The 24,429-nt window shown below is 35.1% G+C and carries 21 protein-coding genes and 1 pseudogene; 17 read left to right on the top strand and 5 right to left on the bottom strand.

The window, feature by feature from the left end; genetic code table 11:
- The first annotated feature begins 167 nt into the window (after window positions 1-167).
- The 4 genes from Q0371_RS07785 (at window position 168) to Q0371_RS07770 (ending at window position 5,743) form a co-directional block, all read left to right on the top strand.
- Complete coding sequence (locus tag Q0371_RS07785) at window positions 168-869, top strand: YjjG family noncanonical pyrimidine nucleotidase (RefSeq protein ID WP_169360573.1); 702 nt, start codon at window positions 168-170, stop codon at window positions 867-869.
- Between the two features lie 135 nt (window positions 870-1,004).
- Window positions 1,005-1,187: a hypothetical protein gene (locus Q0371_RS07780; protein WP_169360574.1), complete on the top strand. Its 183-nt coding sequence runs from the start codon at window positions 1,005-1,007 to the stop codon at window positions 1,185-1,187.
- A gap of 125 nt (window positions 1,188-1,312) precedes the next feature.
- Complete coding sequence (rlmD, locus tag Q0371_RS07775; RefSeq protein ID WP_298470061.1) at window positions 1,313-2,674, top strand: 23S rRNA (uracil(1939)-C(5))-methyltransferase RlmD; 1,362 nt, start codon at window positions 1,313-1,315, stop codon at window positions 2,672-2,674.
- A gap of 1,020 nt (window positions 2,675-3,694) precedes the next feature.
- Window positions 3,695-5,743 (top strand): RNA-directed DNA polymerase, encoded by a 2,049-nt coding sequence (locus tag Q0371_RS07770; RefSeq protein ID WP_298470059.1) that lies wholly within the window; start codon window positions 3,695-3,697, stop codon window positions 5,741-5,743.
- Between the two features lie 243 nt (window positions 5,744-5,986).
- On the opposite strand, the gene Q0371_RS07765 is transcribed toward Q0371_RS07770, so the two are convergent.
- The 3 genes and pseudogenes from Q0371_RS07765 to Q0371_RS07755 all read right to left on the bottom strand — a co-directional run.
- On the bottom strand, window positions 5,987-6,955 hold the full coding sequence (locus tag Q0371_RS07765; RefSeq protein WP_298470057.1) for an NAD(P)-dependent alcohol dehydrogenase: 969 nt from the start codon (window positions 6,953-6,955) through the stop codon (window positions 5,987-5,989).
- 220 nt (window positions 6,956-7,175) lie between these two features.
- Entirely contained in the window at window positions 7,176-7,763 is a 588-nt protein-coding gene (locus tag Q0371_RS07760) for a Crp/Fnr family transcriptional regulator (protein WP_251556536.1), read from the bottom strand.
- Window positions 7,764-8,141: 378 nt separating this feature from the next.
- A pseudogene (locus Q0371_RS07755) lies at window positions 8,142-8,266 on the bottom strand (NAD(P)-dependent alcohol dehydrogenase); the annotation flags it as partial.
- A gap of 95 nt (window positions 8,267-8,361) precedes the next feature.
- Between Q0371_RS07755 and Q0371_RS07750 the strand changes: the two are divergent.
- Window positions 8,362-9,120 (top strand): NAD(P)H-binding protein, encoded by a 759-nt coding sequence (locus tag Q0371_RS07750; protein ID WP_298470054.1) that lies wholly within the window; start codon window positions 8,362-8,364, stop codon window positions 9,118-9,120.
- Window positions 9,121-9,228: 108 nt separating this feature from the next.
- On the opposite strand, the gene Q0371_RS07745 is transcribed toward Q0371_RS07750, so the two are convergent.
- The gene (locus Q0371_RS07745; RefSeq protein WP_298470052.1) at window positions 9,229-9,942 is read right to left on the bottom strand and encodes a DUF4386 domain-containing protein; all 714 of its coding nucleotides are present in this window, start codon (window positions 9,940-9,942) and stop codon (window positions 9,229-9,231) included.
- Between the two features lie 78 nt (window positions 9,943-10,020).
- Here Q0371_RS07745 and Q0371_RS07740 point away from each other — a divergent pair, with 78 nt between their 5' ends.
- The 7 genes from Q0371_RS07740 (at window position 10,021) to Q0371_RS07710 (ending at window position 19,734) form a co-directional block, all read left to right on the top strand.
- Entirely contained in the window at window positions 10,021-10,890 is an 870-nt protein-coding gene (locus tag Q0371_RS07740) for an AraC family transcriptional regulator (RefSeq protein WP_298470050.1), read from the top strand.
- Window positions 10,891-11,328: 438 nt separating this feature from the next.
- On the top strand, window positions 11,329-12,165 hold the full coding sequence (locus tag Q0371_RS07735) for a hypothetical protein (protein WP_298470048.1): 837 nt from the start codon (window positions 11,329-11,331) through the stop codon (window positions 12,163-12,165).
- 537 nt (window positions 12,166-12,702) lie between these two features.
- A complete protein-coding gene (locus Q0371_RS07730; protein ID WP_298470046.1) occupies window positions 12,703-13,806 on the top strand; it encodes a hypothetical protein in 1,104 nt (367 codons plus the stop codon).
- A 303-nt stretch (window positions 13,807-14,109) separates the two neighbouring features.
- Entirely contained in the window at window positions 14,110-14,961 is an 852-nt protein-coding gene (locus tag Q0371_RS07725) for a DegV family protein (protein WP_298470044.1), read from the top strand.
- A 360-nt stretch (window positions 14,962-15,321) separates the two neighbouring features.
- Window positions 15,322-15,699, top strand: coding sequence for an SET domain-containing protein (locus Q0371_RS07720; protein ID WP_251556469.1), 378 nt, complete (start codon window positions 15,322-15,324; stop codon window positions 15,697-15,699).
- Window positions 15,700-15,820: 121 nt separating this feature from the next.
- Window positions 15,821-17,173: an SMI1/KNR4 family protein gene (locus Q0371_RS07715; RefSeq protein WP_298470042.1), complete on the top strand. Its 1,353-nt coding sequence runs from the start codon at window positions 15,821-15,823 to the stop codon at window positions 17,171-17,173.
- 182 nt (window positions 17,174-17,355) lie between these two features.
- On the top strand, window positions 17,356-19,734 hold the full coding sequence (locus Q0371_RS07710) for a polyprenyl synthetase family protein (RefSeq protein WP_298470040.1): 2,379 nt from the start codon (window positions 17,356-17,358) through the stop codon (window positions 19,732-19,734).
- Window positions 19,735-19,836: 102 nt separating this feature from the next.
- Here Q0371_RS07710 and Q0371_RS07705 read toward each other — a convergent pair whose 3' ends face one another.
- Window positions 19,837-20,394 carry an STM3941 family protein gene (locus Q0371_RS07705; protein WP_298470038.1) on the bottom strand — a complete coding sequence of 186 codons (558 nt, stop codon included), beginning with the start codon at window positions 20,392-20,394 and terminating at the stop codon, window positions 19,837-19,839.
- 156 nt (window positions 20,395-20,550) lie between these two features.
- Here Q0371_RS07705 and Q0371_RS07700 point away from each other — a divergent pair, with 156 nt between their 5' ends.
- From Q0371_RS07700 to Q0371_RS07680, 5 genes are all read left to right on the top strand, one after another.
- Entirely contained in the window at window positions 20,551-21,240 is a 690-nt protein-coding gene (locus tag Q0371_RS07700) for a hypothetical protein (RefSeq protein ID WP_298470036.1), read from the top strand.
- A 101-nt stretch (window positions 21,241-21,341) separates the two neighbouring features.
- Window positions 21,342-22,127 carry an SDR family oxidoreductase gene (locus Q0371_RS07695; protein ID WP_298470034.1) on the top strand — a complete coding sequence of 262 codons (786 nt, stop codon included), beginning with the start codon at window positions 21,342-21,344 and terminating at the stop codon, window positions 22,125-22,127.
- A 146-nt stretch (window positions 22,128-22,273) separates the two neighbouring features.
- Complete coding sequence (locus Q0371_RS07690) at window positions 22,274-22,804, top strand: hypothetical protein (protein WP_298470032.1); 531 nt, start codon at window positions 22,274-22,276, stop codon at window positions 22,802-22,804.
- A 148-nt stretch (window positions 22,805-22,952) separates the two neighbouring features.
- On the top strand, window positions 22,953-23,492 hold the full coding sequence (locus Q0371_RS07685; protein WP_298470030.1) for a hypothetical protein: 540 nt from the start codon (window positions 22,953-22,955) through the stop codon (window positions 23,490-23,492).
- A 191-nt stretch (window positions 23,493-23,683) separates the two neighbouring features.
- Entirely contained in the window at window positions 23,684-24,364 is a 681-nt protein-coding gene (locus Q0371_RS07680) for a TIGR02206 family membrane protein (RefSeq protein WP_298470028.1), read from the top strand.
- The last annotated feature ends 65 nt before the right edge of the window (window positions 24,365-24,429 follow it).

Raw genomic sequence — 24,429 nt, 5'->3', positions numbered from 1 at the left:
TGCTCCCTTCATCGTACTGATTGGCTCCATTATTATAGCCTTCTGGGTATCTACCATGGATGGACCAGTAAGAGATGAATAATTGTCCAGGACCTCAGGTTGGGGTCTTTTTTTCTGCTCATTTCCTTCCCAGGTGTTAAAATAAGCTTAGAGAGGTGGAGAAATAAATGAAGTATGACGTAATATTGTTCGACTTGGACGATACCTTATTCGATTTTGGAATGACCGAAAGAAATGCATTCCATCAGTTATTTTTAGAATATGGACTGCCAAACGGTTTGCAAGATTACTTAGGCAGCTACAAGACAATTAGTAAGGTTTTATGGGAAGAATTAGAACAGGGCGTTACAACGCTAGAGCTACTTAAAATAGAGAGATTCAAACGTTTATTTTTAGAACATAATCTAAAGTTAGATCTGGAAGCAGTAAGTCATAAGTACATAGAAAATCTAGGTAGGGAAATCCACTTAATATCTGGGGTTGAGGAAATGCTGGCTAGTCTGGCTGGCTGTCGTTTAGCTATATTAACAAATGGATTTCAAATTGCTCAGCATGCTAGGATCAAGGGTTCACCATTGAAGGATGTGTTTGAAGCTATCATCACCTCAGAAGAAGCTGGTTATCAAAAGCCACAGCCTGCTATATTTGAATATACATTTAAGAAATTAGGAATAACAGAAAAGTCTAAAGTATTGATGGTTGGTGATTCTCTTACTTCTGATATACAAGGCGGAAACCAATTTGGAATAGATACATGCTGGTTTAATCCAAACCAAAAGGAAAACACAACAACTATAATACCAACATATGAAATAGAGAATTGGAGTCAGCTCAATGGAATTGTGAATGGTCAATTAATAGAGAAATAAATTAGAAAAACTCCCATTTAGTTAAAATAATTTTTTAAAATCTTCCAAATAATGTATACAATATTTCCAGTATATGCGATAATAATCTTATAACAATATTATTGTTAAAGACATAACCTGGAGTTGACCATGTTTGTGATAGCACGTAACACAAATGGTGTTACAGAAGTGTTGAAAAACTCAAATAGCCAAATGGTAAAAGTATTTTATGATTATGAAGAGGCAGAACGGTTTGTAACTCGATTAAACAAAAGTGTATTACCTAATAAACACTGGTCTGTTATAGAGGATTCGTCTATATTAAAGTTAAATGAGTAAGGAATGATTCCTTACTTTTTTTGTGTCTAAAATTAGTTGGAAATTTTTATACATAAGCTACCTAATACTATTGGACGCCGTTATTTGATATAATAATATCCATTACACAAGAACGGAGATTTAACGTGAACACACCAGTAAATAAGAATGATCAGTTAACAGTTTATATAGAGGATTTGACACATGATGGGTCAGGAGTGGCAAAAGTCGATGGCTACCCGCTGTTTATCCACGGGGGTCTTCCTGATGAAAAAGCAGAGGTACGTGTTGTAAAAACATTAAAAAACTATGGCTTTGCTAAATTACTTCATATTGTAGAGCCTTCTCCTTTCCGTGTAGAAGCACCATGTCCAGTATTTTATGAGTGTGGTGGCTGTCAGCTTCAGCACATTAATTATGAGGGTCAGTTGAAATGGAAAGAAAATATGGTTCGAAATGTCATGCAAAGACTAGGTAAGATTGATGCACCGGTACTACCGGTAAAAGGAATGAAAAATCCTTGGGAATACCGCAACAAATCTCAAATTCCCTTTGGCTTAGTCGATGGAAAGGTGATTGCAGGGTTCTATCAGGCAAAATCTCACCGGATTGCTGACACTCCTACATGTCTTATTCAATCGGATGAAGCAGACCGATTGATGAGAGCATTTAAGGAAAATGCCTTAAAACTAGATTTAGTCCCTTACAATGAAGATACAAAAAAAGGTCAGTTACGCCACTTAGTAGTACGAAAAGGCCGAGCTACTGGTGAGGTAATGGTCGTCCTAGTGACGAGACATCCTAAGCTTTCCAAAATGGAAGCTATTATTGAGCTTATTAGAGAGGTAGAGCCAAAAGTGACCTCCATTATGCAAAACATAAACTCCAAAAATACAAATGTGATCTTTGGTGATCAAACTAACCTATTATGGGGGAAACCAACGATTGAGGATTTAATCGGAGATGTACGCTTCGAAATTTCCGCTAGGTCCTTCTATCAGGTGAATCCAGAGCAGACAGAAGTGTTATACCAACAGGCACTTGACTATGCCCAGCTTGAAGGTGACGAGACAGTTATCGATGCCTATTGTGGAATCGGTACGATTTCTTTATTCCTTGCTCAAAAAGCGAAGCAAGTACTTGGTGTTGAGATTGTTCCCCAAGCAATTGAGGATGCAAAAAGAAACGCGGAGTTGAACGGTTTTACGAACACGTTCTTTGAAGCAGGCCCAGCAGAGGAAGTCATTCCGCGATGGTACAAGGAAGGAAAAACAGCAGATGTATTAGTTGTTGACCCTCCAAGAAAAGGCTGCGACGAAGCATTGTTAACCACAATCATCGAGCAACGCCCGAAACGTGTTGTTTACGTTTCCTGTAACCCAGCAACTCTAGCGCGCGATCTTCGCATCTTAGAAGACGGTGGATATAAGACGCAGGAAATTCAGCCAGTTGATATGTTCCCGCAGACGACGCACTGTGAAGTTGTTACTTGGTTGGAGTTAGTGTAATAGTGAATTAAATAGCAGACGGGTTAGAGGTGTTGGTATCGCACCTTTAAACCGTCTGCTTTTACCATTATTTTATGAAAGAATTAGAAGTGCATATCGTTAGATACTAATACTTTTATTCATAGCCTTAAAAGTCAAATAAACTCTGTCATATTAAGGTTTTGAAGTAGTTACTAATAATAGTCACTATTTAGTAATGGTTATTTTAATTTCAGTAATTAAAAAATCCTACTGCTCTAAAAATATTAATATAGTATGTATTAATATTTATAAAAAATAGCAATAGAGCTAATCATTCTTTTGGATTAAAGGAAATATTTAGTCAGATGAAACTAGCCCTCTATTACGATCTACTAAAATCGAATGAAGTTAAACTTGAACCTATATCAGAATAATATTTTAGTGTTTATATTAAAAAAAGTTTTTAGTTACGCTACATATATAGAAAAGTGTTTAGTAATATTTTCGGAAATAGAAAATGTCTTAAACTAATTTGATTCTTATGTTGAAATATAAGTACATTCATCAAGAACTAATAGAGCTAAATTCACAGAGCGTACTTTTTTGCCAATATCCGAGTATACAACACGATAAATATATTTATGCAAACGTTTTAAACTGGAAGTCGCGAGTTTGATTAAATAGGGTCTTATTCGAACAGAATCGACGCTATTTTCATAGCTTGCGAAAGATTACTTCTTTGATTTTTATTTAACAATCATAAATTTTAAAATGGTTTACAGCTATGAAATAAATACAGCACGGTAAACGTGTGATGTTAAAAGATAAAGACATAAGCAAAATTATTTGATAGGTTTAAAATTATTAATTTGTATAGTGTTAAAGGTTAATGAAGAATTTTGCAAAACTATAGATAAAAATATTGTAAAAAAAATAGTTCCTGCAAATCTTATCTGGGAAAGATAGTTACAGTGACAATTTTACAAAATTATTATAATTAAGTATCAATATATTTCAACTGATGGTAATATTTGTTTATAAGGCAAGGAGTTGATTTATATGAATTTTAATTTTAATGAGAAATTATTAGCTTATGGATATTTTTTTAAAGAGATTCCACCCGAATTTCATAGTGAAAGTTTGGCAAAGGCTGTAACTAAAATTAATTTTGATAGTTTTACTAAATCGGAAAAGAATATTTGGACAAAACCTGTACACTACTCGGTCCCTAAAAAAGATAATTTCAGAAGAATAAAAACTATACCTGCACCAATTCATCAAATACAATTATGTAAGTTATTAAGTGATAATTGGATACATTTAGAAAACCATTTTAATGATTCAAAAATATCAATGAGTATACCAAAAATAAGTAGTAATAATAATAAAGCGACTGAACATAAAATTGCAATTTCAGAAAAAATGCATATTAGAATGAACCATCTGCATAACAAAAATTATATTTTACAAACAGACATTTCAAGATACTTTAATACAATTTATACACATGTTATTCCTTGGGCTTTACATACTAAAGAGTTTGCTAAAGCAAAGATTGGAAAACCCATTTTAGGAAATAGAATTGATAAAATAATTCAAAATATGCAGGATGGACAAACATTTGGGATTCCCATGGGACCCGAAACATCACAAATAGTATCTGAAATTATAGGTGTAGCAATTGATAGAGATTTTAGGAATCAAATAGGTCTAGATGTTCCAGGTTTTAGGTTTACTGATGACATTGAGTATTATTTCGATAATGAGGATACAGCGAAGAAGGCTCTAGTTAAATTACATAAAATAGTTAATGATTATCAGTTAGATTTAAATCCATCAAAAACTAGGATATTAAAGGCGCCAATAGACTTTGAAAGTGAGTGGCATCAATACTTCACTAGATTCAAGTTTAGAAATACTATTCTAGGACAAAGAAGTGATATTAATACCTTTTTTAGCAAAGCTTTTAAATATAAATCTATAACTGACGATAAGGGAATCTTATCCTATGCTTTAAAAGTAATTAGAACAGAAGTCATACATAAAGAGAACTGGAGCATATTCGAATCTCTATTACTTCATTCGGGCTTCTCAGACGCTAATTGTTTACCTTTAGTACTAGAAATTATAGAAGGTTATTATATCAAAGGATATGAATTAAACCTTGGTAAGCTAAAAGAATTTATTGAAGAATTAATTGAAAATAACATAGTACACAATAATCATTATGAAGTAGTATGGGCTTTAGTTTTTTCTAAAAGACTAAATATCAAATTAAGTCAGAGTTTAAATTTTCAGTTGTCAGAATCCGACAATTCTATAATTTGCATCTTAACAATGATTTTGAAAACTAAAGGCCTATTAGAAGGCTTTTTCGATACTCAGAAATATAAGGGTTATTTAAATTCAGAGGGTTTATACGGCCCTCAATGGCTTTTTGCATATGAATCTTATAAGCAAGGGTGGTTAAAACCTTATACCGATCCTGAATATGTAACTAATGACAAGTTTTTTAAAATCTTATACGATAACGATGTCTCTTTTTTAAGAACAGAATTAGATTTATTAAAATTAAAAGAGGAAATAATGGATAGAAATGTAATTTTAGTAAACTCTGGAACAACAGAGGGACAAAATGAAACAACTGTTGAGGAAACTGAAGATGAATCAATAAGGGAAGAAGGAGAGACTGAATCACCAGAAAGTGAATCAGGAGTAGAAGAAGGAGAGACTGAATCACCAGGAAGTGAATCAGGAGTAGAAGAGGGAGAGACTGAACCACCAGAAAGTGAATCAGGAGTGGAAGAAGGAGAGACTGAACCACCAGAAAGTGAATCAGGAGTGGAAGAAGAGACTGAACCACCAGAAAGTGAATCAGGAGTGGAAGAAGGAGAGCCTGTACCACCAGAAAGTGAATCAGAAGTAGAAGAAGTAGAGCCTGAACCACCAGGAAGTGAATCAGGGGTGGAAGAAGGAGAGCCTGATTCTATAAATAAAATTCTGGAAGATTCAATATATCGAAATAACGAATGGTTAATTACTTTATTAAATACAGATTTAGAAAACAGCGATAAAATAAAATATAATAAAATTGAGAGAGAATATTAATAAAGGTTATTATATACAATAGTTCAAACCTATAGAGTTAGTAAGGTAATTCTACTACATCTACTCTATCTTATATTATTCTTCATTTTATTATAAAAACTAGTACAAACACCGCACATAAAGAAGCTGTTGCGTGGTTAAAATTGGTTTAATAGAGAAATAAAAAGCAGACGGGTTAGAGGTGTTGGTATCGCACTTCTAAGTTCCGTCTGCTTTTTATTTATGAATGAAGCAAGGCACTTATTATAAAGTGATCACCACTTTACCTTGAGCGTGACCTTCCTGGAAATATTTGAATGCCTCCGTTATTTCACTTAACTTAAACCGTTTATCAATTATAGGTTTTACTTTTCCACTTTGAAGTAACTCTTTTACATCATTTAAGTCATTTTGATTTGCTCTCTGTAATAGGCTACTCATTTTCCTGCTTCCAGTCATTGAAATAAAATTCCCAAGAATTAACGTTTGATAAAGCTGAGACTCAGAACCTCCTACGTGAACAAATTTCCCATTTGGTTTTAGAACCTTTTTATAAGCTGAAAGGGAATTAGACCCATTGACGCCGAGAACTAAATCATAGGATTCCTTATGTTGTGAGAAATCCTCTTTTGTATAATCGATGATATGATCTGCTCCTATAGAACGCAATATTTCAACGTTTCGTGAACTGCATACGCCAGTTACTTCAGCACCGAATGATTTAGCGATTTGTACCGCAAAAGTACCAACGCCTCCAGATGCGCCATAGATTAATACTTTATGCCCCGATTGAATCCCACCTTTATCTCGTAGGCCTTGTAAGGCAGTCACTCCTGCCATAGGACTCGCAGCAGCTTCCTCAAAGGAGATATTGGTTGGCTTTAAGGCTAAAGCATACTCGGGGGCCGTTACATATTCAGCAAAACCACCCCAGCCACAACCAGAGAGGTCACCAAATACTTCATCACCTACTTTAAATAACGAAACGTTTTCTCCAACCGCTTCAACTGTACCAGCTACGTCACCTCCTGGAATGGAGTATTTTGGTTTCGTTAGTCCGAACGCAAATCGGGCTAAGAAGGGTTTGCCCTTCAAAAGAACTAAGTTGCCAAAATTTAAAGATGCTGAATGAACCTTTACCAATACTTGGTTCTCAGTAGGGAAAGGTTTTTTAATCTCTTTTAATACAAGCACATCGGGCGAACCATATTGATCACAAACTATCGCCTTCATAAAAATCTCCTCCAAATGTTAATATCTTTGATTAATTTTAATAATAACAAGAGGATAAAAACCGTTCATTGACTTAAGTTAATTTCTAGATACTTTATAAATTTTTTATTTGTAAACACAAAAGGTAAGGGTGATATATAGTTCAATGATATTTGGTAAGTCAGTCTTCGGTGCTTAGTTGCTACTTTGAAGGAGGATAATTGGTGGGATGGAATTTTTTTTATAATGTATTTTTTTTAATACGTTTTTTTATTCTACTTAACGATTCAGGAGTAATTCCAAGATAACTAGCTAATTGATGTTGTGGTACACGTTCAATTAACTCGGGGCGTTTCCTTAAAATGGATTCGTATCGTTCCTCTGGAGAAGAACCAATAAATTCACCGAATTGATCTTGTATTTCACCAACGTTTATTTCCATCATTTTACGGATCATTATTTCAAGTTGTGGGTATTTGTTTAACATCGTATTTTCAGAATCAATATCACCAACAACTAATCTGCAATCTTCAACACAGACTAATGAATACTTTGATAAGTCACCTTGAGTCTTTTCGTTGATAATTGGAATAGCTTGTTCTTCAGTAAAAAAATTTGATGTTACTTCTTTACCTGATTCATCTATAAAAAACTGCCTAACACACCCTATTAATACGAAATAACATTTAATAGCAGAAAGTTCTCCTTGTCTAAGAAGATATTGTCCTTTTTTATATTCATCAATTCGTAAACTTTCTGAGATTGCCCGCTGTTCATCTTCGCTGATTAAAGTAAAGTCAGACATATATTTTAATAGTATATCCATCATGTATTCTCTCCTTTCTAATTAAGGCAATTTAAATGTATCTTATCATTTCAATACCTTTAACCGTTTTACCTTTTTAGATAGAAACACAATCGAAATAGTATCTCTTTTACTATTCAATTAACGGATGCTTTAGTAAAGAAAGGATTTATAATAAAGCATATAAAAATTAGTCTTATAACATTCCAAAATAAAAATTTAGGCATATTAAAAGGGCTAGGTTCTATGATTGTAGGACCTAGCCAATTACTTAAACCTACCAGCATCAATGTGTTGCCACATACATTCCACACATTATGAAGCGGTTGCTTGGTTGGAGTTAGTTTAATAGTAAATAAAGCCAAAAAGCAGACTGTTTAGAAGGGTATTGTCCGTGTGCTTGTCATCTCCGGGGATGGGGTATTCTGGTTTCGTTAGTCCGAACGCAAATCGGGCTAAGAAGGGTTTGCCTTCAAAAGAACTAAGTTGCCATAGTTTAAAGAAGCTGAATGAACCTTTACTAACACCAATTCCCTTAACTAGTTAGGAGGTTATTAGAATAAAGTAATCAACTTTTGAATATTAAATAGGAAGATATTCCATTCGAACGGGAGTGTTGTACTTGAGAATCCTTGTAACTGGTTCAACCGGAAAATTAGGGTCGGCTTTGTTAAAGCAGTTAAAAGATTTAGATTATCAGGTAAAAATAACTTCGAGAAGAAAACCAGAAGGAGAAGACTTCACATGGGTTTACAGTGATTTATTATCAGGTAAAGGTTTAGAAGAAGCAGTAAAAGATGTTGATGTCATTATTCACGCAGCAACTAGTCCGATAAAAAATTCTAAAAGCATTGAGGTTGCTGGGCTAGAAAAATTATTAAGCAAGCTGAATCATATACAACTTTTTATTTATCCATCCATTGTAGGAATTGAGGAAATCCTCTTCCAATATTATAGACTTAAATACAAAGCAGAAGAATTATTAAAAAATAGTTCTGTACCCTATACAATTGCTCGTGCAACTCAGTTTCATAGCTTTGTTGAGGATTTACTCTTATCAAAACCTTTCTTTAAAAGATATATAATCCCTGGAAGGGTGAAATTTCAAAGTGTCGATGTTAATGAATTCGCTAGATATTTAATCGATTTAGTTAATGAAGGTCCACAAGGTAAATTAGATGATTTTTGTGGACCAGAGATAATGACATTAAGAGAAATGGCGGAGTTAAAAATTAAGGTGAACAATGTAACCAATGATGTTTTAAGAATTCCTTTCTCAGGAAAACTATATAATTCTTTAATTGAAGGGAAAAATACAAATCCTCTGCAGAGAAAAGGAATAATTACTTTTGAGGAATATCTAAGGAATAAACTGAATTAAATTACTGAGTGGATTTATCAAGAAGGTGTCAAGTAAACAGTATATAATGTGGTTTCAATTTTTTTGAAAGGAATGGAATTGAAAATTGTAAATTTTTTCTCTTGTGCATTACTCAGCATAGCTCTTGCTTCCTCTTAATATCTCTAATTTCTTTGTATTAAAGCCTTTTATGATTAACCATGTTGCCAAACTTAACTCATAGATAGCGATTGGCAAGGCGATAATTCCCTTTATAGTAGAGAATGAGCCAATGATACCAAACATATCGAGTAATCCGGCAAGGAATACCATAACAGCCGTCAACATTCCGAATATCGCTAGTCGTTTTGGTATGATTTCCGTTTTATTTAATAAATAACTGTACAAGAGTGTATTCAAGCCGAGCATCAAGTTTGGTCCCAATATAGCAGTCCAAGCATGAAATGATTGAAGAACGCTTCCTATTTGATGATATGCTCCTTCATTAACAAATTGTCCAACTCCGTAATCAGAACTAAGACCTAGCAAACCTAATATACTCACTACGCCCATCGCTATAAATACAGCCTCCATAAATCGAAAACAAAGATAAGCCAATGCGGAATGTTCATTCCATAATCGTACATACGGAAATAACATAACAGCGGTTCCAACTGCCGTCACAATGAGCAAGATGTCATTCATTACACCAACCAAAATGGCTGTTTTCGAACCATTCACCACAGCCATATACCAATCTCCTGATAGTAACGGCTGATACAATAGTACAGCAATAACAGCACTGGCTGCAGCCACGATATAAAATATACCGATTAATATTCCATTCACTCTATCCTTTTTCATTACGTTTACCTCCTTGAAATGATTTCTCCTTATTTGCAACGTTATATTCTGAATAACCTAGGAAGGGAAGGAACCCTTATGGATCATTATAAAATTATTGAAAACTCGTTAACTTTTATTGAAGATCATATGGAGGAACCTTTGTCAGTGGAGTCTGTATCTAAAAATTTCAACATGTCGAAATTTTATTTTCATAGACTTTTTTCCGCAATTATGGGTTGTTCCTTGAACCAATACATATTGTCGAGACGGTTAAATAGCGCGGTTAAATTAATACAAGAAGATCGATTATCATTGACGGAGATTGCCTATCAGTTAAACTTTGGATCACAATCCTCATTCACTCGTGCTTTTAAACGCCAATTTAAACTACCTCCTAGCTCACTGAAAGAAGAAGATACCGACATATCTCCAGAACCTATACCTTCAGTCGTTAAACGCCCTTTAAAAAACATTAATGGTGATGTAGTAACAGAATTTACCTTAACGGAATTCGACGCTATCAGATTGACGGGCATCGCATTTGAAGTTGATTTGGCATGTGAAGATTACAAAGCACAGATTCACGCTCATTCGAAAATGCTATTAGATACAATAGATGAGACCATATCTGGACCTTGTTTTATGGTCTATTCCAATTGCCATCCAAATTCAACTCGTTTCAATGCTTTGTTTGGCATTCCATGTGACGTACAAATAGATAAACCGTTCTACTTCAACGTAGATGTGCCCCCAATATTTTGTGCTAAGTTCCAATACTCTGGTGACCTTCTTGATGTAGGGGATGTGTTTAAAACCGACTTCGCAAGATTTTTAAAAATTGCAAAGCAAGAAAGAGAACAATCAGATATTGAACTAATTCAAGTTTTTAGAGGCGTTCATCATCCTGATTCGGACTATCATATATTTACTCCTATTAAAAAGCTGCCGATTGATTCAAATTATTAATTTGGATTGATGATAATCACAATTTATATGATTCTGTTTGAATTGGCCAAATCCATTGATCTAAATTTATCACTGCAGTACTTTTTCCACTATCCATATCTTGCTGTAAAAACAATTATTTTACTTCATGAACGACTCCAGATATTGTGAAGAAACGATTAGATAGCTATTGTTAGGGGATAATGTTAGCATCCTTTGTTGAACTTTTCTGAGTAAAAAAACATAGAACTACTCCACACATGTGAGAAATTATATTGATATACTATACTAGCTAGGTAGTTAATAAAATCGTCTTTGACCATCCGATATGGCATTGCTTATGAGTGGCCCAAACCAATAAGAAAACAGACAATGTAAAGTTTGTTCTAGATAAAATATAGAGAAAAATTCAAGCCTGTTAAAATTATCTTTAAACAAGGTTTATTAAAAGGAGAAAACATGCAAACGATTAAAAAATACTTTGGCGAATTTAATATGACATGGCCAAAAGTTATCATTTTAGCTGTTATTACAGCATTATATACTGCATTGATCAATCAGGTTTCATTTTTACAAGACACCTCCTTTCAGGACATAGCCGTTTATCCTGACTGGTGGTTTCTATTTGCTATATTTATCATTGTTAACTGCAAAAAGTGGTGGGAAGCCTCGCTTAAATGTTTCGTGTTCTTCCTTGTCAGCCAGCCCCTCATTTATTTGATTGAGGTTCCGTTTTATGCATACGGTTGGGACATATTCCGTTATTATGATTATTGGTTTAAAATTACCGTCCTGACCTTACCTGGTGCTGCAATAGCATTCCAACTTAAAAAGAAGAACTGGATCAGCGTTTTAGTTTTGTCTGTGGCTACTGGGTATCTTTCTTGGGCAAGCGTGCACTATTTCAGAGCTGCACAGGCCAATTTCCCGAATCATCTGTTAAGCGCCGTATTCTGCCTTGCTCTGGCAGTTTTTTTTGTTTTTATTTTGCTGGATAAGAAGAAGCATCGCATCACTGCCCTTGCTATTATAGCTGCCGTTTTTATTGCAGTTTTTGCCTTCACCAAAATAGATGACACTATGGAAATGTACCTTGACGAGGGAAAATGGACCTTCTCGGCTGAGGATAAATCAGTTGTAACTGTGGAGATTGTAGAAGGGAACCATGTGACGATGTCAGCAATACACGATGGCACTACTTTTATCCGCTTTGAAAACACTGCCGGTGTCGAAAGAAACTATCTTGTTACTGTAAGCGGTGGCAGCATATGGATTGATGCGATTGACGAAGATTGAGCTTTTACTTCATTGAATGGGGAAACTAATCCTAAAATTAGCCTTCGAAGTACTTGGTTTAGAGCGAGTGTATGTTGGATACGAGGTTAAGAATAGTGCTTCTGGAAAAGTATTTAGTCGTTTAGGCATGACATGTGAAGGAATCCTTCGTAAAAGGGAAATGATAAAAGGAGAACTAGTAGATAGTATATATCATTAGATAATATTAAAAGACGAGTATTTAAACATCGAAAAATGAGAATAGGACAGGTAGTACATGGTAAAGAATAATTTTAGTATTACTATTTGTTAATACGAAAAGAACATCCAAAAGATGACCCCGACAGTTGAAGGGTCGTCTTTTTGGTTTAGAGAAAAGGTTGGGCGGAGAATGTAAAATTGACATTTCTTATTAATTACCATATAATGTCAAAAAAAGTTGCTAAAATGGCAGTTTACAGAAAGTTTGTTTATTGTGTAAAGTTACATTATTTTAATGAGACTTTTGTAGATAGTGAATGGTTGTTGCATAGGATAATAGTTAAGGAGATGATTCAAATGAAAAAATTAATACTTTGCACTATCACGCTCTTACTAGTCTTATTAACTCTTTATGCTTGCAGTGACGAACAGGAGGAAAACAAAACAGACATAGAAGAGCCAGGGGAAGGTATTATCGATAGTGAAAACGAAAGCAACGAAAACGAAGTAGATCCAATTTCCATTGGAAAAATTGAAAATTATGAGGGAATGGAAATTACCGACTGGATCGATGAGCATACTGTTGTTCTTGCAAAAGAAAACCAGGAATTTGAAAAAATGAGTTTGTTAGAAAATGCAGAGTTCTATCCTAGAAGTATATATACGTACAATTTGGACACAAAGGAATTTAAAACGATTAAAGCTCAAAAAGATATGTTTCTCGGTGGGGCAACTTTGTCTCCGGATAAAAAACACCTCTTATATTATGAAAACTCTATTGGAGATATCGCCTATTATATGATGAGTTTAGGGGAAGGGGAGAAAACGCTTGTTACCGAGGATATTATTGGTAGTGTCTATACCGCTGAGTGGACTGACGAGAACCAGGTAATCGGTGCTTCCTATGCGGGTGGTGCAGTTATGGCTGATACGGAGGGGAATGTAACTCCGATTGCCGAGCTTCAGGAGGAGCAGTTGTTTAATGTTCATAAAATGCAAGAAAAAATCTACTATATAACAACAGAAAACCCTTCCTTTCAAGTATATAAGATGGATTTGAAGACCAAAGAAGAAAAGAAGCTTCCATTGGAAAATGCAGAAAGAATCACACTTTCTCCGGATGGAAATCAATTACTTGTTACGCAGATAACAGGGAATACGAAAAAGCTAATAATTGCGGATACTGATGGAAATATACAAAGTACAATTGCGGAAGGCTCTGATGTGACAGGTGCGTCCTGGTCTCCGAATCAGCAAATGATTGTATATCAGTCAAACTCTGTCATAAACGGTGAAGAAGTTAGTGGACTATACCTATATGAGGTATCAACGGATGCATCCATACAAATTGTTCAAGACATTGGAAATGTGAAAACCAAATGGAGTCCTTCAGGCAAAAAGATTTCCGTTGTTGAATTGGACGAAAGAATTTATAACAGCAGTATTATAACTATTAAATAGTGAAGGTTACAGGTTTTGCTGGTGGTAAAGGAGCATTTCAGAAGTTACGTATACTTTAAAAGATATAGAAAAAGCAGATCGTCTAGAAGTGCTAAAATGCATATCTAGACGATCTGCTTTTATCTTTATGGTCAAATGGGTACAAGATAGTATCATAGATGAATTTTAGACAAAATAGATCGAAATATCGTCTAAAATTTTCTGATTATTTAACTGTATAATTTACCCTTTTAGTGTATATTTAGGTTAAGTGAAAAATAATAAGTACGCTGTAAGGACTACTTTAGTTGAAAGGAATGTATTATGAGAAAAATTATCTTATCGACAGAGAGTGGAGCGGATCTACCGGAGGACCTGGTAGAAAAATATCAAATTCAAGTGGTACCAATGCATGTCGTCATGGATGGGAAAGATTATTTGGATGGGGAGCTGCCTGTAGAGGATGTCTTCGATTATCATAGTCGCACAAAAAAAATTCCATCTACAACAGCAACGAATGTACATGAGTATCAAGAGTTGTTTACAAAAATTAGAACAAACTTTCCTGAGAGTATCATTATTCATATTGGATATACGTCAAAAGCATCTGCGTCCTTTCAAAGTGCACTAATTGCAGCAGAGGATTTTGAAAACCTTTACCTGGTCGATACGCTAAATGTCACAGGAGGTCTAGGCGCAGTGGTGTTGTATGCGGCCGCCTTACTAGAGGAGGAGCCTAACATAGATCATGTTAGCCTCATAGAAAAAATAGAAACTGTGGTTCCAAAAACAAAGCTGGCTTTTATCCCTGGTAGCTTAGACTTTCTAAGATCAGGTGGACGGGTAAGTAACATGGCTTACATTGGAGGGTCTTTGCTAAAAATAAAGCCATGCATTGAATTAAAAGAAGGAAAGCTTGTTTCAACTAGAAAATACCGTGGGAATATGAGCAAAGTGGCGGAAAAGCTCATAGAAGATTATTTGAACCAATATGATATTGATCGAAAGCAGCTATACCTGATTTACTCTATCGGACTCGATGAAAGTATTAAGAGTCGAATAGATGAAATGGCCAAGGAAGCAGGCTTTAGAAATATAACATGGATGCAGGCCGGCGCCATGATTTCTACCCATGCTGGACCTGGAGGATTTGGAATTGCAGGGATAGAAAAGTAGAAAGTATAAAAACATGCAGCCTCATTAGGCATGATTATTCCAGAGACATATTCAACGGTAATTGGGATAATTATTGTAGCGGCGATTTTTATTATTAATCATCTTAGAAGCAAGAAAGCTCCTAACGTAATTACAGTAGGATAAGCGAATAAAAGGATGCTCTCAAGGTCACTATGACTGATGAGAGCATCCTTTTTAGTCATAATAAATATATTCCACAAGAGCATCTAATCTATCCTAAGTGACGTAACCTGTATCGAGTGTTATTTACGAATTAAGATAATCAATCATTATTAGAGCAAGAAAGGCTGTTTAATGGTATCCTTAATAAGTAAATTTTAACGTGAATAGGAGAACTACATGATTGAAGTAAAAAAGTCTGAAGTAAGTGATGGCGAATTTAACAGAGGATTATTTGCAACTAGAGATATTAAAAAAGGTGAGCTTTTACATGAAGCCCCGGTCATTTCTTATCCTAACGAGCAACATAAGTATATAGAAAAAACTACACTAGGTGATTATGCCTTTGAATACGGTATCGGAAGATCAGCTATCCTTCTCGGTTATGGGATGCTGTTTAATCATTCGTACGAGCCAAATGCTACCTACGAGATTAATTTTAAAAACGAGACATTCGACTTTTATGCGTATACCGACATAAAAGCTGGAGAAGAGATTTTCATTAATTATAATGGTGACGAGGATGACCAAGAAGAGCTTTGGTTTAATAAAGAATAATTACAAGAATATTTTATTTAAACGGCTCACTTAGCTTTTGCTAGGTGGGTTTTTTCATTTTTAGGATAAATGCAGTTTAATGGTAAAATAAGGATTAATAGGATAATAGGAGGGATAGGCAGTGGGAGAACAATTTTTTTCAAGAGTAGAAAGCTATATACCGAATTTGGAGAAATACTTAAACAAAGGGGCAACCGAAGAAGAGATTCATCGGTTGGAGCTAGAAACAGGTTACATATTTCCAGAAGCTTTTAAGTCGATCTATTCCGTTCATAACGGAGAAAAAAAGCTTGGATTCATGTTTGGCTTAACCTGGCATTCCATCGGAGAGATGTTATCGGAATGGAAAGGGTACAAAACCTATTACGAGGAGTCCGTTATAGATGTCATTTCCTTTGAAAAAGGTGCAATCCAAGAAGCAGCCTTTCATCCTGGATGGATACCTATTGCCTACGATTACGGGGGAAATTATCTGGCTATGGACTTTGCACCAGGGGTGAATGGAACAGTCGGGCAGATTATCAATTTTGGTCGAGATGAGAGGAAAATGTATGTGATTAGTGACAGCTTTGAGGAATTACTAGAGCTCCTCATTCAACAATTTGAGGTTGGGAACTGTTCTTTAATAGAGGAAGAAGACGGTCCCTATGTCATATGGGGAGATTATGGTCACTTTTTTGATGATTTAAAGAAGCGGCCATATAAAGGATCTATGGAAGGGAAAGCGGATACTCTTGTACTAGACGAAAGCTGGACAACTTTTCTTACCGCGGAGCTTGGCCATCTACCTATGAAAGAGAAGGATTTATTTAATATCACTACACTAAGGTTATTTCCTTCGAATATCACTGATCTCAGACCGCTTGCATATTTTCCAAACGTTAGAGAGTTGATTGCCAGTACTCTAGAGATTATAGACTTTACACCGATTGCTCAATTACAAAATTTAAAAAGTCTCTATCTAGCGAAAACTCCTCTAAGTGATTTAGGGTTCCTGAGAAAGTTTCAGGAGCTAAAGCAACTATCTATTGGTAATACAAAGGTTACGGATATTTCTGTTTTAGCAGAGTTACCTTTACTACAAGAGCTTTCTTTAGAAAATTTGACGATAGACGATTTGTCTCCATTGACCTTTTGTAAAAAGCTAAGTCACCTCAATCTGTCTGGGATAAAAACGAAAAGCATAGAGGAGATAAATGGGGTTAGGAATTTACGCTCTCTTGATATAACTAAAGTAGAATTGAACAATTTAGACTTTCTTAAGGGGATGACAAAGATTGAGGATTTAAGGATTGAAGTAATGGACGGTTACTCTGCCTTAAAGGGACTTCCGAATCTGCAATCCCTAACCTGTTCGTATGATGCTTTCCTAGCAACAAAGGATTTATTCGAGAAAAGAATTAATTATACAATCATGGGAGAGATGAACGAGGAACAAGAGGATATTTACTCTCATTATGCTCTTGGAAGGTAAGCTTATGATTAGTCAGAAGGTCGCTACTCTAGGAGGTAGCTGCCTTCTTATTTTTATCCATTTAAAATTAGGCATTTGGGGTTAACCTTAAGAATAAATTGTAAGTAACTAGATGAAAACTGAGAATGAAATATAGGTTATAATTACTAGGAAATCATAAAAAAAGTAAATGAAGGTGACAGATGAATATTCAATTAAACTCAATAATAAATGCCGATGAATGCTATAGGCAAGCCAATCAGAAAGCCGCCCAATATTTTGATGAGCTTCATATACAGGTTAAGGAAAAAAACTATATCCCCCTTTTAACGGAAGATATAAGGATTTGGAAATCTAATCATGTTAATAATCCCATCCTATCCCTTTTTACAAAAACAAAAGGAAACGCTGATACGAAGGATTTTAACCATTACATACAGTATTTAAATTACAGAGGTAAGCTAGACAGTTACTTAAATCGAAGCATTTCATACATTTTTCTCCGTGATTTAGGAAAATCCCTTGATTCTCATGAAACTCAAGACAGGATTTCGGATGTAGTAAGTAGCTTAAAGGATAAGCTGACGAATTCAAGCGGGGAAGACAAGGAAGCACAAGCGTTTAATGTCGTCGAATTATACCGTATGGCTAAAAAGGAAAATGTAGAGTTAACGTATATTTGGTTATTAAACAAGCTAAAGCAAGTATCCAAACATATCCCAAAAGGAATGGATGCAGCACACGCACAGCGAAAACTTGTTAAAATTATAGCAGGGGTTATCATGCAAGAGATTGAAGAGATGGACAGCGATGTATCTCCTGAAGAGCGTTCTAAGAGGCTCGATAAGGCAATCAGACTGGGTTATTCCTATGGATTGACCTATCCATTTATTGATGATTTGCTAGATGCCAAAATACTTTCGAACGAAGAGGAAAAACAATATGCCAATTTAATAAGAACAACACTCACTACGGGTATTGTGCCTGTACTTGGAGAATGGCTTGGCGAAAATGCAGAGTTGATAACTTATATACACCAAGAGCTTGGAGAGGCTTTTCAGTATATTGAGCAAAATCAGCGACCTGAGACAAGGAAAAAATTCTTTGAGCAAGCGTATGTGTTTTTTCATTCACAGGAAGTGGATCGTGATAAGAGTTTAATGGATTCGAGCTATACTAATCAGGAGCTTTATATACCGGTTATATTAAAAGCCTCCTCATCAAGGCTAATTGTTCGTTCAGTCCTTAGTACTTCTGACAATCAAGAGATGGATAACCGTACATTTTTTTATGGTATTTATAATCAGCTCTCAGATGATTTCGCTGATATGTTCGAAGATATGGAGGACGGAGCAGTGACTCCTTATACGTATTATTTAAAATATCATAAAGAGCGTTCAGACCTGATCAACCCTTTTGAATTGTATTGGGCTGTTATTAGTAATTTAATTCATAATGTCTATCATTCCGACCAACAAACACGAGAAGTAATATTAGACCGAGCTATTAATGGACTTAAACGCTTAAAGAAGCGGGTAGGCAAAAGTAAATACAAAGAAATTATGGATCTCTTTCGTTTCGGGACACCAGGTTTTAATAAGCTCCTACAAAAGATGGTTCGAAAAGCAGATGATGTGGACTTCTTTGATAAATTACTAAGAGATCATATGATTACAGTATTAAAGAGTGAAAGTAAAGAAAGAGAGGATTTCTCTAATACGATAAAAGTAGTTCGTAATGAAATTAACGAGACATTGTCTATTACTTCTTCTAACAATACCGATTTCGAAGACTCTATAACTGAAGCGACCAATTACAGCTTAGAAGGAGATGGTAAAAGGCTAAGACCGATCGTAGCATGGTTTATGGGAGTGAAGATTTACAAGTTAGATGAAACATCTATTGCTCCACTACTAAAATCATTGGAATATCTTCATACTGCCTCTCTTATATTTGACGATTTACCAGCTCAGGATAATGCTCCAATAAGACGCGGACGCTCTACTCTTCATGAAGTTTATAACGTAGCTGTTGCGGAGTTGACAGGTCTTTTCCTCACTCAAAAAGCTATTGAAGAGCAAACTAACTTAAAACAATTTGATGCAAATACTGTGCTACAGATGATTCAATATTCTTCCCACACAATAGCTGAAATGTGTAAAGGTCAGGCGATGGACTTGGACTCTAAAAATAGAACACTTACGAGGGAGCAGTTAAATACCTTATGTTTTTATAAGACAGGAATAGGATTTGAAGCCGCCTTGGTAATGCCTGCAATTTTGGCCAAAGCAAATGAAGAAGAGATTGCTGCTCTAAAGAAATTTGCTCGTTATGCTGGCATCGCCTTTCAGATTAAGGATGACCTGCTCGATGTGGAAGGAGATGCAGAGCTACTAGGAAAAGGGTTAGGTAGAGATGCAGAAAACAATAGCACGACATTCGTTTCTATTATGGGTCAGGAGGGTGCCACTATAGAAATGTGGGAGAACTACTGTCTAGCTATGGATTCTCTTCAAAACGTTTCTATAGATACAACCTTCTTAAAACACTTTTTAAACTATCTTATCAATCGCGAACATTAGAATTGTTGTACAATGTCTAAATACTTATAAAGCAAAATGAAAGGCATCCCTAGAAAATCAAAGGATGCCTTTTAATTTTATCCATGAAAAACAATTGCTTTATTAAATGCTAATTTCCTCAATCACTATGGAAGATTTTCTTAAATATTCATCGAAATAAATGCTCATCTCATGTAGGATTTCTTCCCTAGAAATTCCTTTTGCTGCTTGTGTATTGATGTTAATATGACCAGCACCTAGTTTTATATTAGCCTTGATCGAGGTCCTCTTCATGGCGGGTAGAGATTTTATAAACTCATCACCATCGAATAAAAAGACAGTTATAAATACTTGTCCTTGTATCGTGTATGTACCTAATTCCTGGACACGCTCCCATCCGATAAAATCCTTACTAGCAATTGCCGAGGAATAATCATAAAACCCCTTTTCATTCACAACAAGTATTTTCTTTCCAACAATGAAATCTTTAATTATATACAAAAGACAGAAACCGAAAAATAGTATTCCTAATATACCAATAGCGATAAAAATGATGTTCCTTGAATCTTGGCTCCCAATTCCCGTCAGGAAGACTAGTAAACTAGCTGCAACCATGACTAATGCAAGAAAAACAAACTTTAATTGTTTTCCTTTACTTTGATAAACTACAAGCTCCTTCATCGTGATATCCCCTTTGTGAAAAATATTTATCCCTTAATTTTACATAAATTGTATCACTTTGTCTCTTTGTAACATTAACTATGAGATTAGAAGTATAAATTGATAATCTATCGAATAAAGTCTATATAAGAAGTTTAAAAATAAGGGGCAGTGCATATGAAAATTTTCGTAATTTATCTACTTAGCGCTATTTACTTTTTCCTGTCTTTTTCAATGGATCATATGCGATCGATAGGTTTATATTTAATTATTTCAGTTGCCTTGTTTTTCTGGGGGACTTGGGAATGGAAGAGGAGAAATGAAGAGATTAATGAAGTGAATAGAAGAATCACAGAAGAGATTCTAGACGAAATTCCACATACTCAGAAACTAGTGTCACCAAATAATCTCAATGCTTTACTCATAAATGAGGTCACGGAAATTCTCTATATAGCTAGTAGAGACGAGCTAGGAAGTGATTTTGAAATAAAAGATATATCTTTTAATAAAGTTTTAGAGGCAGCCTTAATAGAAGACGGAAAAACGATATCCGTATTCCCTAAAGAGGGAATACTTAGTAGTCCTATTAAGTTAGAGGATAAGGAGGAAAATGAAGAACTAGAAGAAGAGTATGAGGAAGAAGACGAGGAAGAGGAGCTAGAATTCAGTCTTAGCTTTAAAATCGTCACGGATGATTTATCGGAGCCTATTCACTATTTTACCTACTTGGAAGATTATAAAGAGGAGTACAAGGAATATGAGGAATACGAAGAGGCTAAGGGAGTTTGTAATGAATGGCATCAAAAGCTAAGCATTATTATTAGACGTTATCAGTATGACCGTGTAATGGTGAATAAATGGAGTTAGGAGGAATTGGATCAGGTCGGTAGCTGTTATGTATATATGTTTTAGTTAGTCTGTAAAGGGAAGAAAAGAAATAGACTACTATTTTGTTAGGAGGAATACAATTGAGTAAAACAATTTTTATTACTGGAGCCGGAAGTGGCCTTGGAAGAGGGACTGCTATAGGACTAGCTAAAAAAGGGCATCGCTTAATTGCAACCACCGAAACAACTTCCCAAAAAACGGATTTACTTAGAGAAGCTAGAGATCTAGGCTTAGATATGGAAATTTTTAAATTAGATATAACGAACGCTAGAGATCGGGCTCAAATGGAAGACTACGACTTTGATATATTTGTAGCAAATGCCGCTATTAATGAAGGTGGACCACTTGCAGAGGTGCCAATGGATCGTTTTCGTGCATTGTTCGAGGTAAATGTGTTTGCTACCTTAGAAACGGCACAAATTGCAGCACGTAAGCTAGTGAAAAAAGGGAGCGGTAAAATTGTTTTCCTTAGCTCCGTAGCAGGTCTATCGGCTACTCCATATGTAGGACCGTATACGGCAACTAAGCATACAGTGGAAGCAATTGCGAAAACAATGCAGCAGGAGCTTAAAGAATTCGGTGTACAGGTAGCTACAATCAATCCTGGCCCATACGATACAGGCTTTAACGATCGAAGTGCAGAGGAAAAATATAAATGGTTTAACGAAGAACAACATTTCACGAAGAAGGAAGACATGAAAGAGCAGGAAGAATCCTTGAAGGATCAATATGACCCTCAAGACATGATTGATAAAATGATTGAGATCATCCCGGCAGATAACCACAAATACCGTACTACATGGCCAAAAGAAATCGAAGAGAAAATGAAAAAAGATGAACAAGAACGCTGGGAACTAGAAGTCTAGTTCAAGAGGAGAGCATCGCTATTAAGCGATGCTCTTTTTTGATAGCTTTATTAAAATTAATTTCATAAGGGAGTACCGTATTTGAAATGTTACACTTAAATTGATGATTGCTGTAAAAAGAAGTCTATAAGATAAAGGGGTATAAAATGTATAGTCCGAAATGGAGTAAAGTAAAAAAACATTTGAAAAGTTTTACTTGTGACTCATTAAAAGATCGAATTGATTTTCACATTATTAATTATCGCAAAGCACATGACCAGTTGGGAAGAGCTGTTATTACAGTCGATAAAAAGGAAATATTAAGTATGTGTACAATTACTGCTGAAAGAACAATGCATATTAAAGAATGGGATATTAGAGAGAAACAAAATATCCAATATGATATTGATAATCGAAAGTTAAATTGGGAAGTTGGATTGCAGGCTCATAATATAATTAAAAAAGAAGGCATCTTAGCACAATATGATTTTTTTGATGCATTGGAAGAGTACTTTAATACACCAATTGAAGTGTCTTTAAAGTCAGCTGATATGATTATAAAAATTCTTGCTGTAATTGATAGACGAGTAGGAAAAAGGACATTGCAGAAACTTAAGGAACCTATTAAAAATGAGCATGAAAGTATTCAATTCTTTTTCAGATTGAGGTGTGATGTCGAAGGTATAAGTTTCGATTAAAAAGTCCCGGTTAATCGAACCTAGAAAATAAATTTTTAGAAATAGAATCAAAGGAAAATGATGAGTATAGAGATGTGCTTTTTAACTGCTTTTTTTCTAGTCAATCAACCTCTGGCTTTAATGAAATATGAAATTTTAAGGAGAAAAAATGAATAAAAGAAAAAGACCATTTGTCATGTCAATTGCAGCAGTCTCAGGCGGAGGGAAAACTACAGTAGTTAAACAACTAACAAAAGAATTACATAATTCTAAGGCACTCTTTTTTGATGACTATGATTTAGGTGGTCCACATAATTTTGAAGAATGGATAATAAGAGGGGCTAATTATGATGAGTGGGATATTGCCCCTTTCAAAAAGGACTTAATAAATTTAATCGAAGAACCATTAGATTATATTGTGTTAGATTATCCTTTCGCCAAAATGCATACGGCAGGGAGCGTCTATATTGATATGACTGTATTTATAGATACCCCTTTGGATGTTGCAATGGCACGTAGAGTGTTGAGGGATTTTCAAGGGAAATCTGGAGAGGAAATTATAAAAGATATGGAAAATTACATTGCTGGTGGGAGAGCGGGATATCTAGAAATGCTAAAAACGATAATGCTTAATTCTGATTTATTAGTGGACGGCACATTAAGTGTTGCAGAAATCGTAGCTACCATAAAACAGCACATCAAAAATTAGGAATCGCTCGGTTAGGGCAAATAATCGGTCGGTTTTTCCGCAAAATCGGTCGGTTCCGGCAAATAATCGGTCGGTTCACAAGAATAATCGGTCGGTCCCCATAAAATATCAATCCTCACCAAATAGATAAAAGGAAAATCATCTAGCTAACCCGAATAGTATTATAGTAATAAAAACGGGTGGTGAGTTAGTTGGAAGAGCGATTTATAATGTTTTCGGTAGAGCATTGGAGTGCGATAGCTGCATTTATTCTTTTCATACTTATTCTTTTTTTCACAAGGGGTCGATGGCCAAAATCGGAGAAAGGACTTCTTCGTATGGAACGTCTATTTGGCTTGTCGTTGTTAGGGATGGATATTTTATATCATATTTGGCTCATTCAAACAGACAGATGGGAGCTAAGGAATTCACTGCCTCTTGAACTATGCAGTATTAGCCTTCTACTGACAATCGTTCTACTATGGACGGGTAACCGTTTAGTTTATCAATTTGTTTTTTATGCAGGCATAGGTGGTGCAATACAAGCCATGATTACTCCTGTATTGGATATGAATTACCCGCACTTTAGATATTTTCATTTTTTTTATACACATGCGGGGATTATACTGACAGCGCTCTACTTTACTTGGGTGAAAGGATATCGACCGACCTTTAAGGGAATTCTTACAACGATGCTTGCTTTAAATATTTTGCTGCCATTTGTTTTTTGGATTAACTCGCTGGTGGACGGAAACTATATGTTTCTACAAAGGAAGCCGGCTGGAGGAAGTTTGTTGGATTTCCTTGGGCCATATCCGTTCTATATTCTATCATTAGAGTTTGTTGCATTTATAATATTCATATTTTTATGGTTTCTTTTTAAGAAAAAGTAAATTAAACTTATATCTTGGAAGTTGGAATTTTTAAAATAGGTAGAACCTTTTACTTGTTTTTCCGT

This window comes from uncultured Psychrobacillus sp. (genome assembly GCF_938022135.1).
Classification (GTDB): Bacteria; Bacillota; Bacilli; order Bacillales_A; family Planococcaceae; genus Psychrobacillus.
This window is presented reverse-complemented; position numbering and strand designations above follow the sequence as displayed.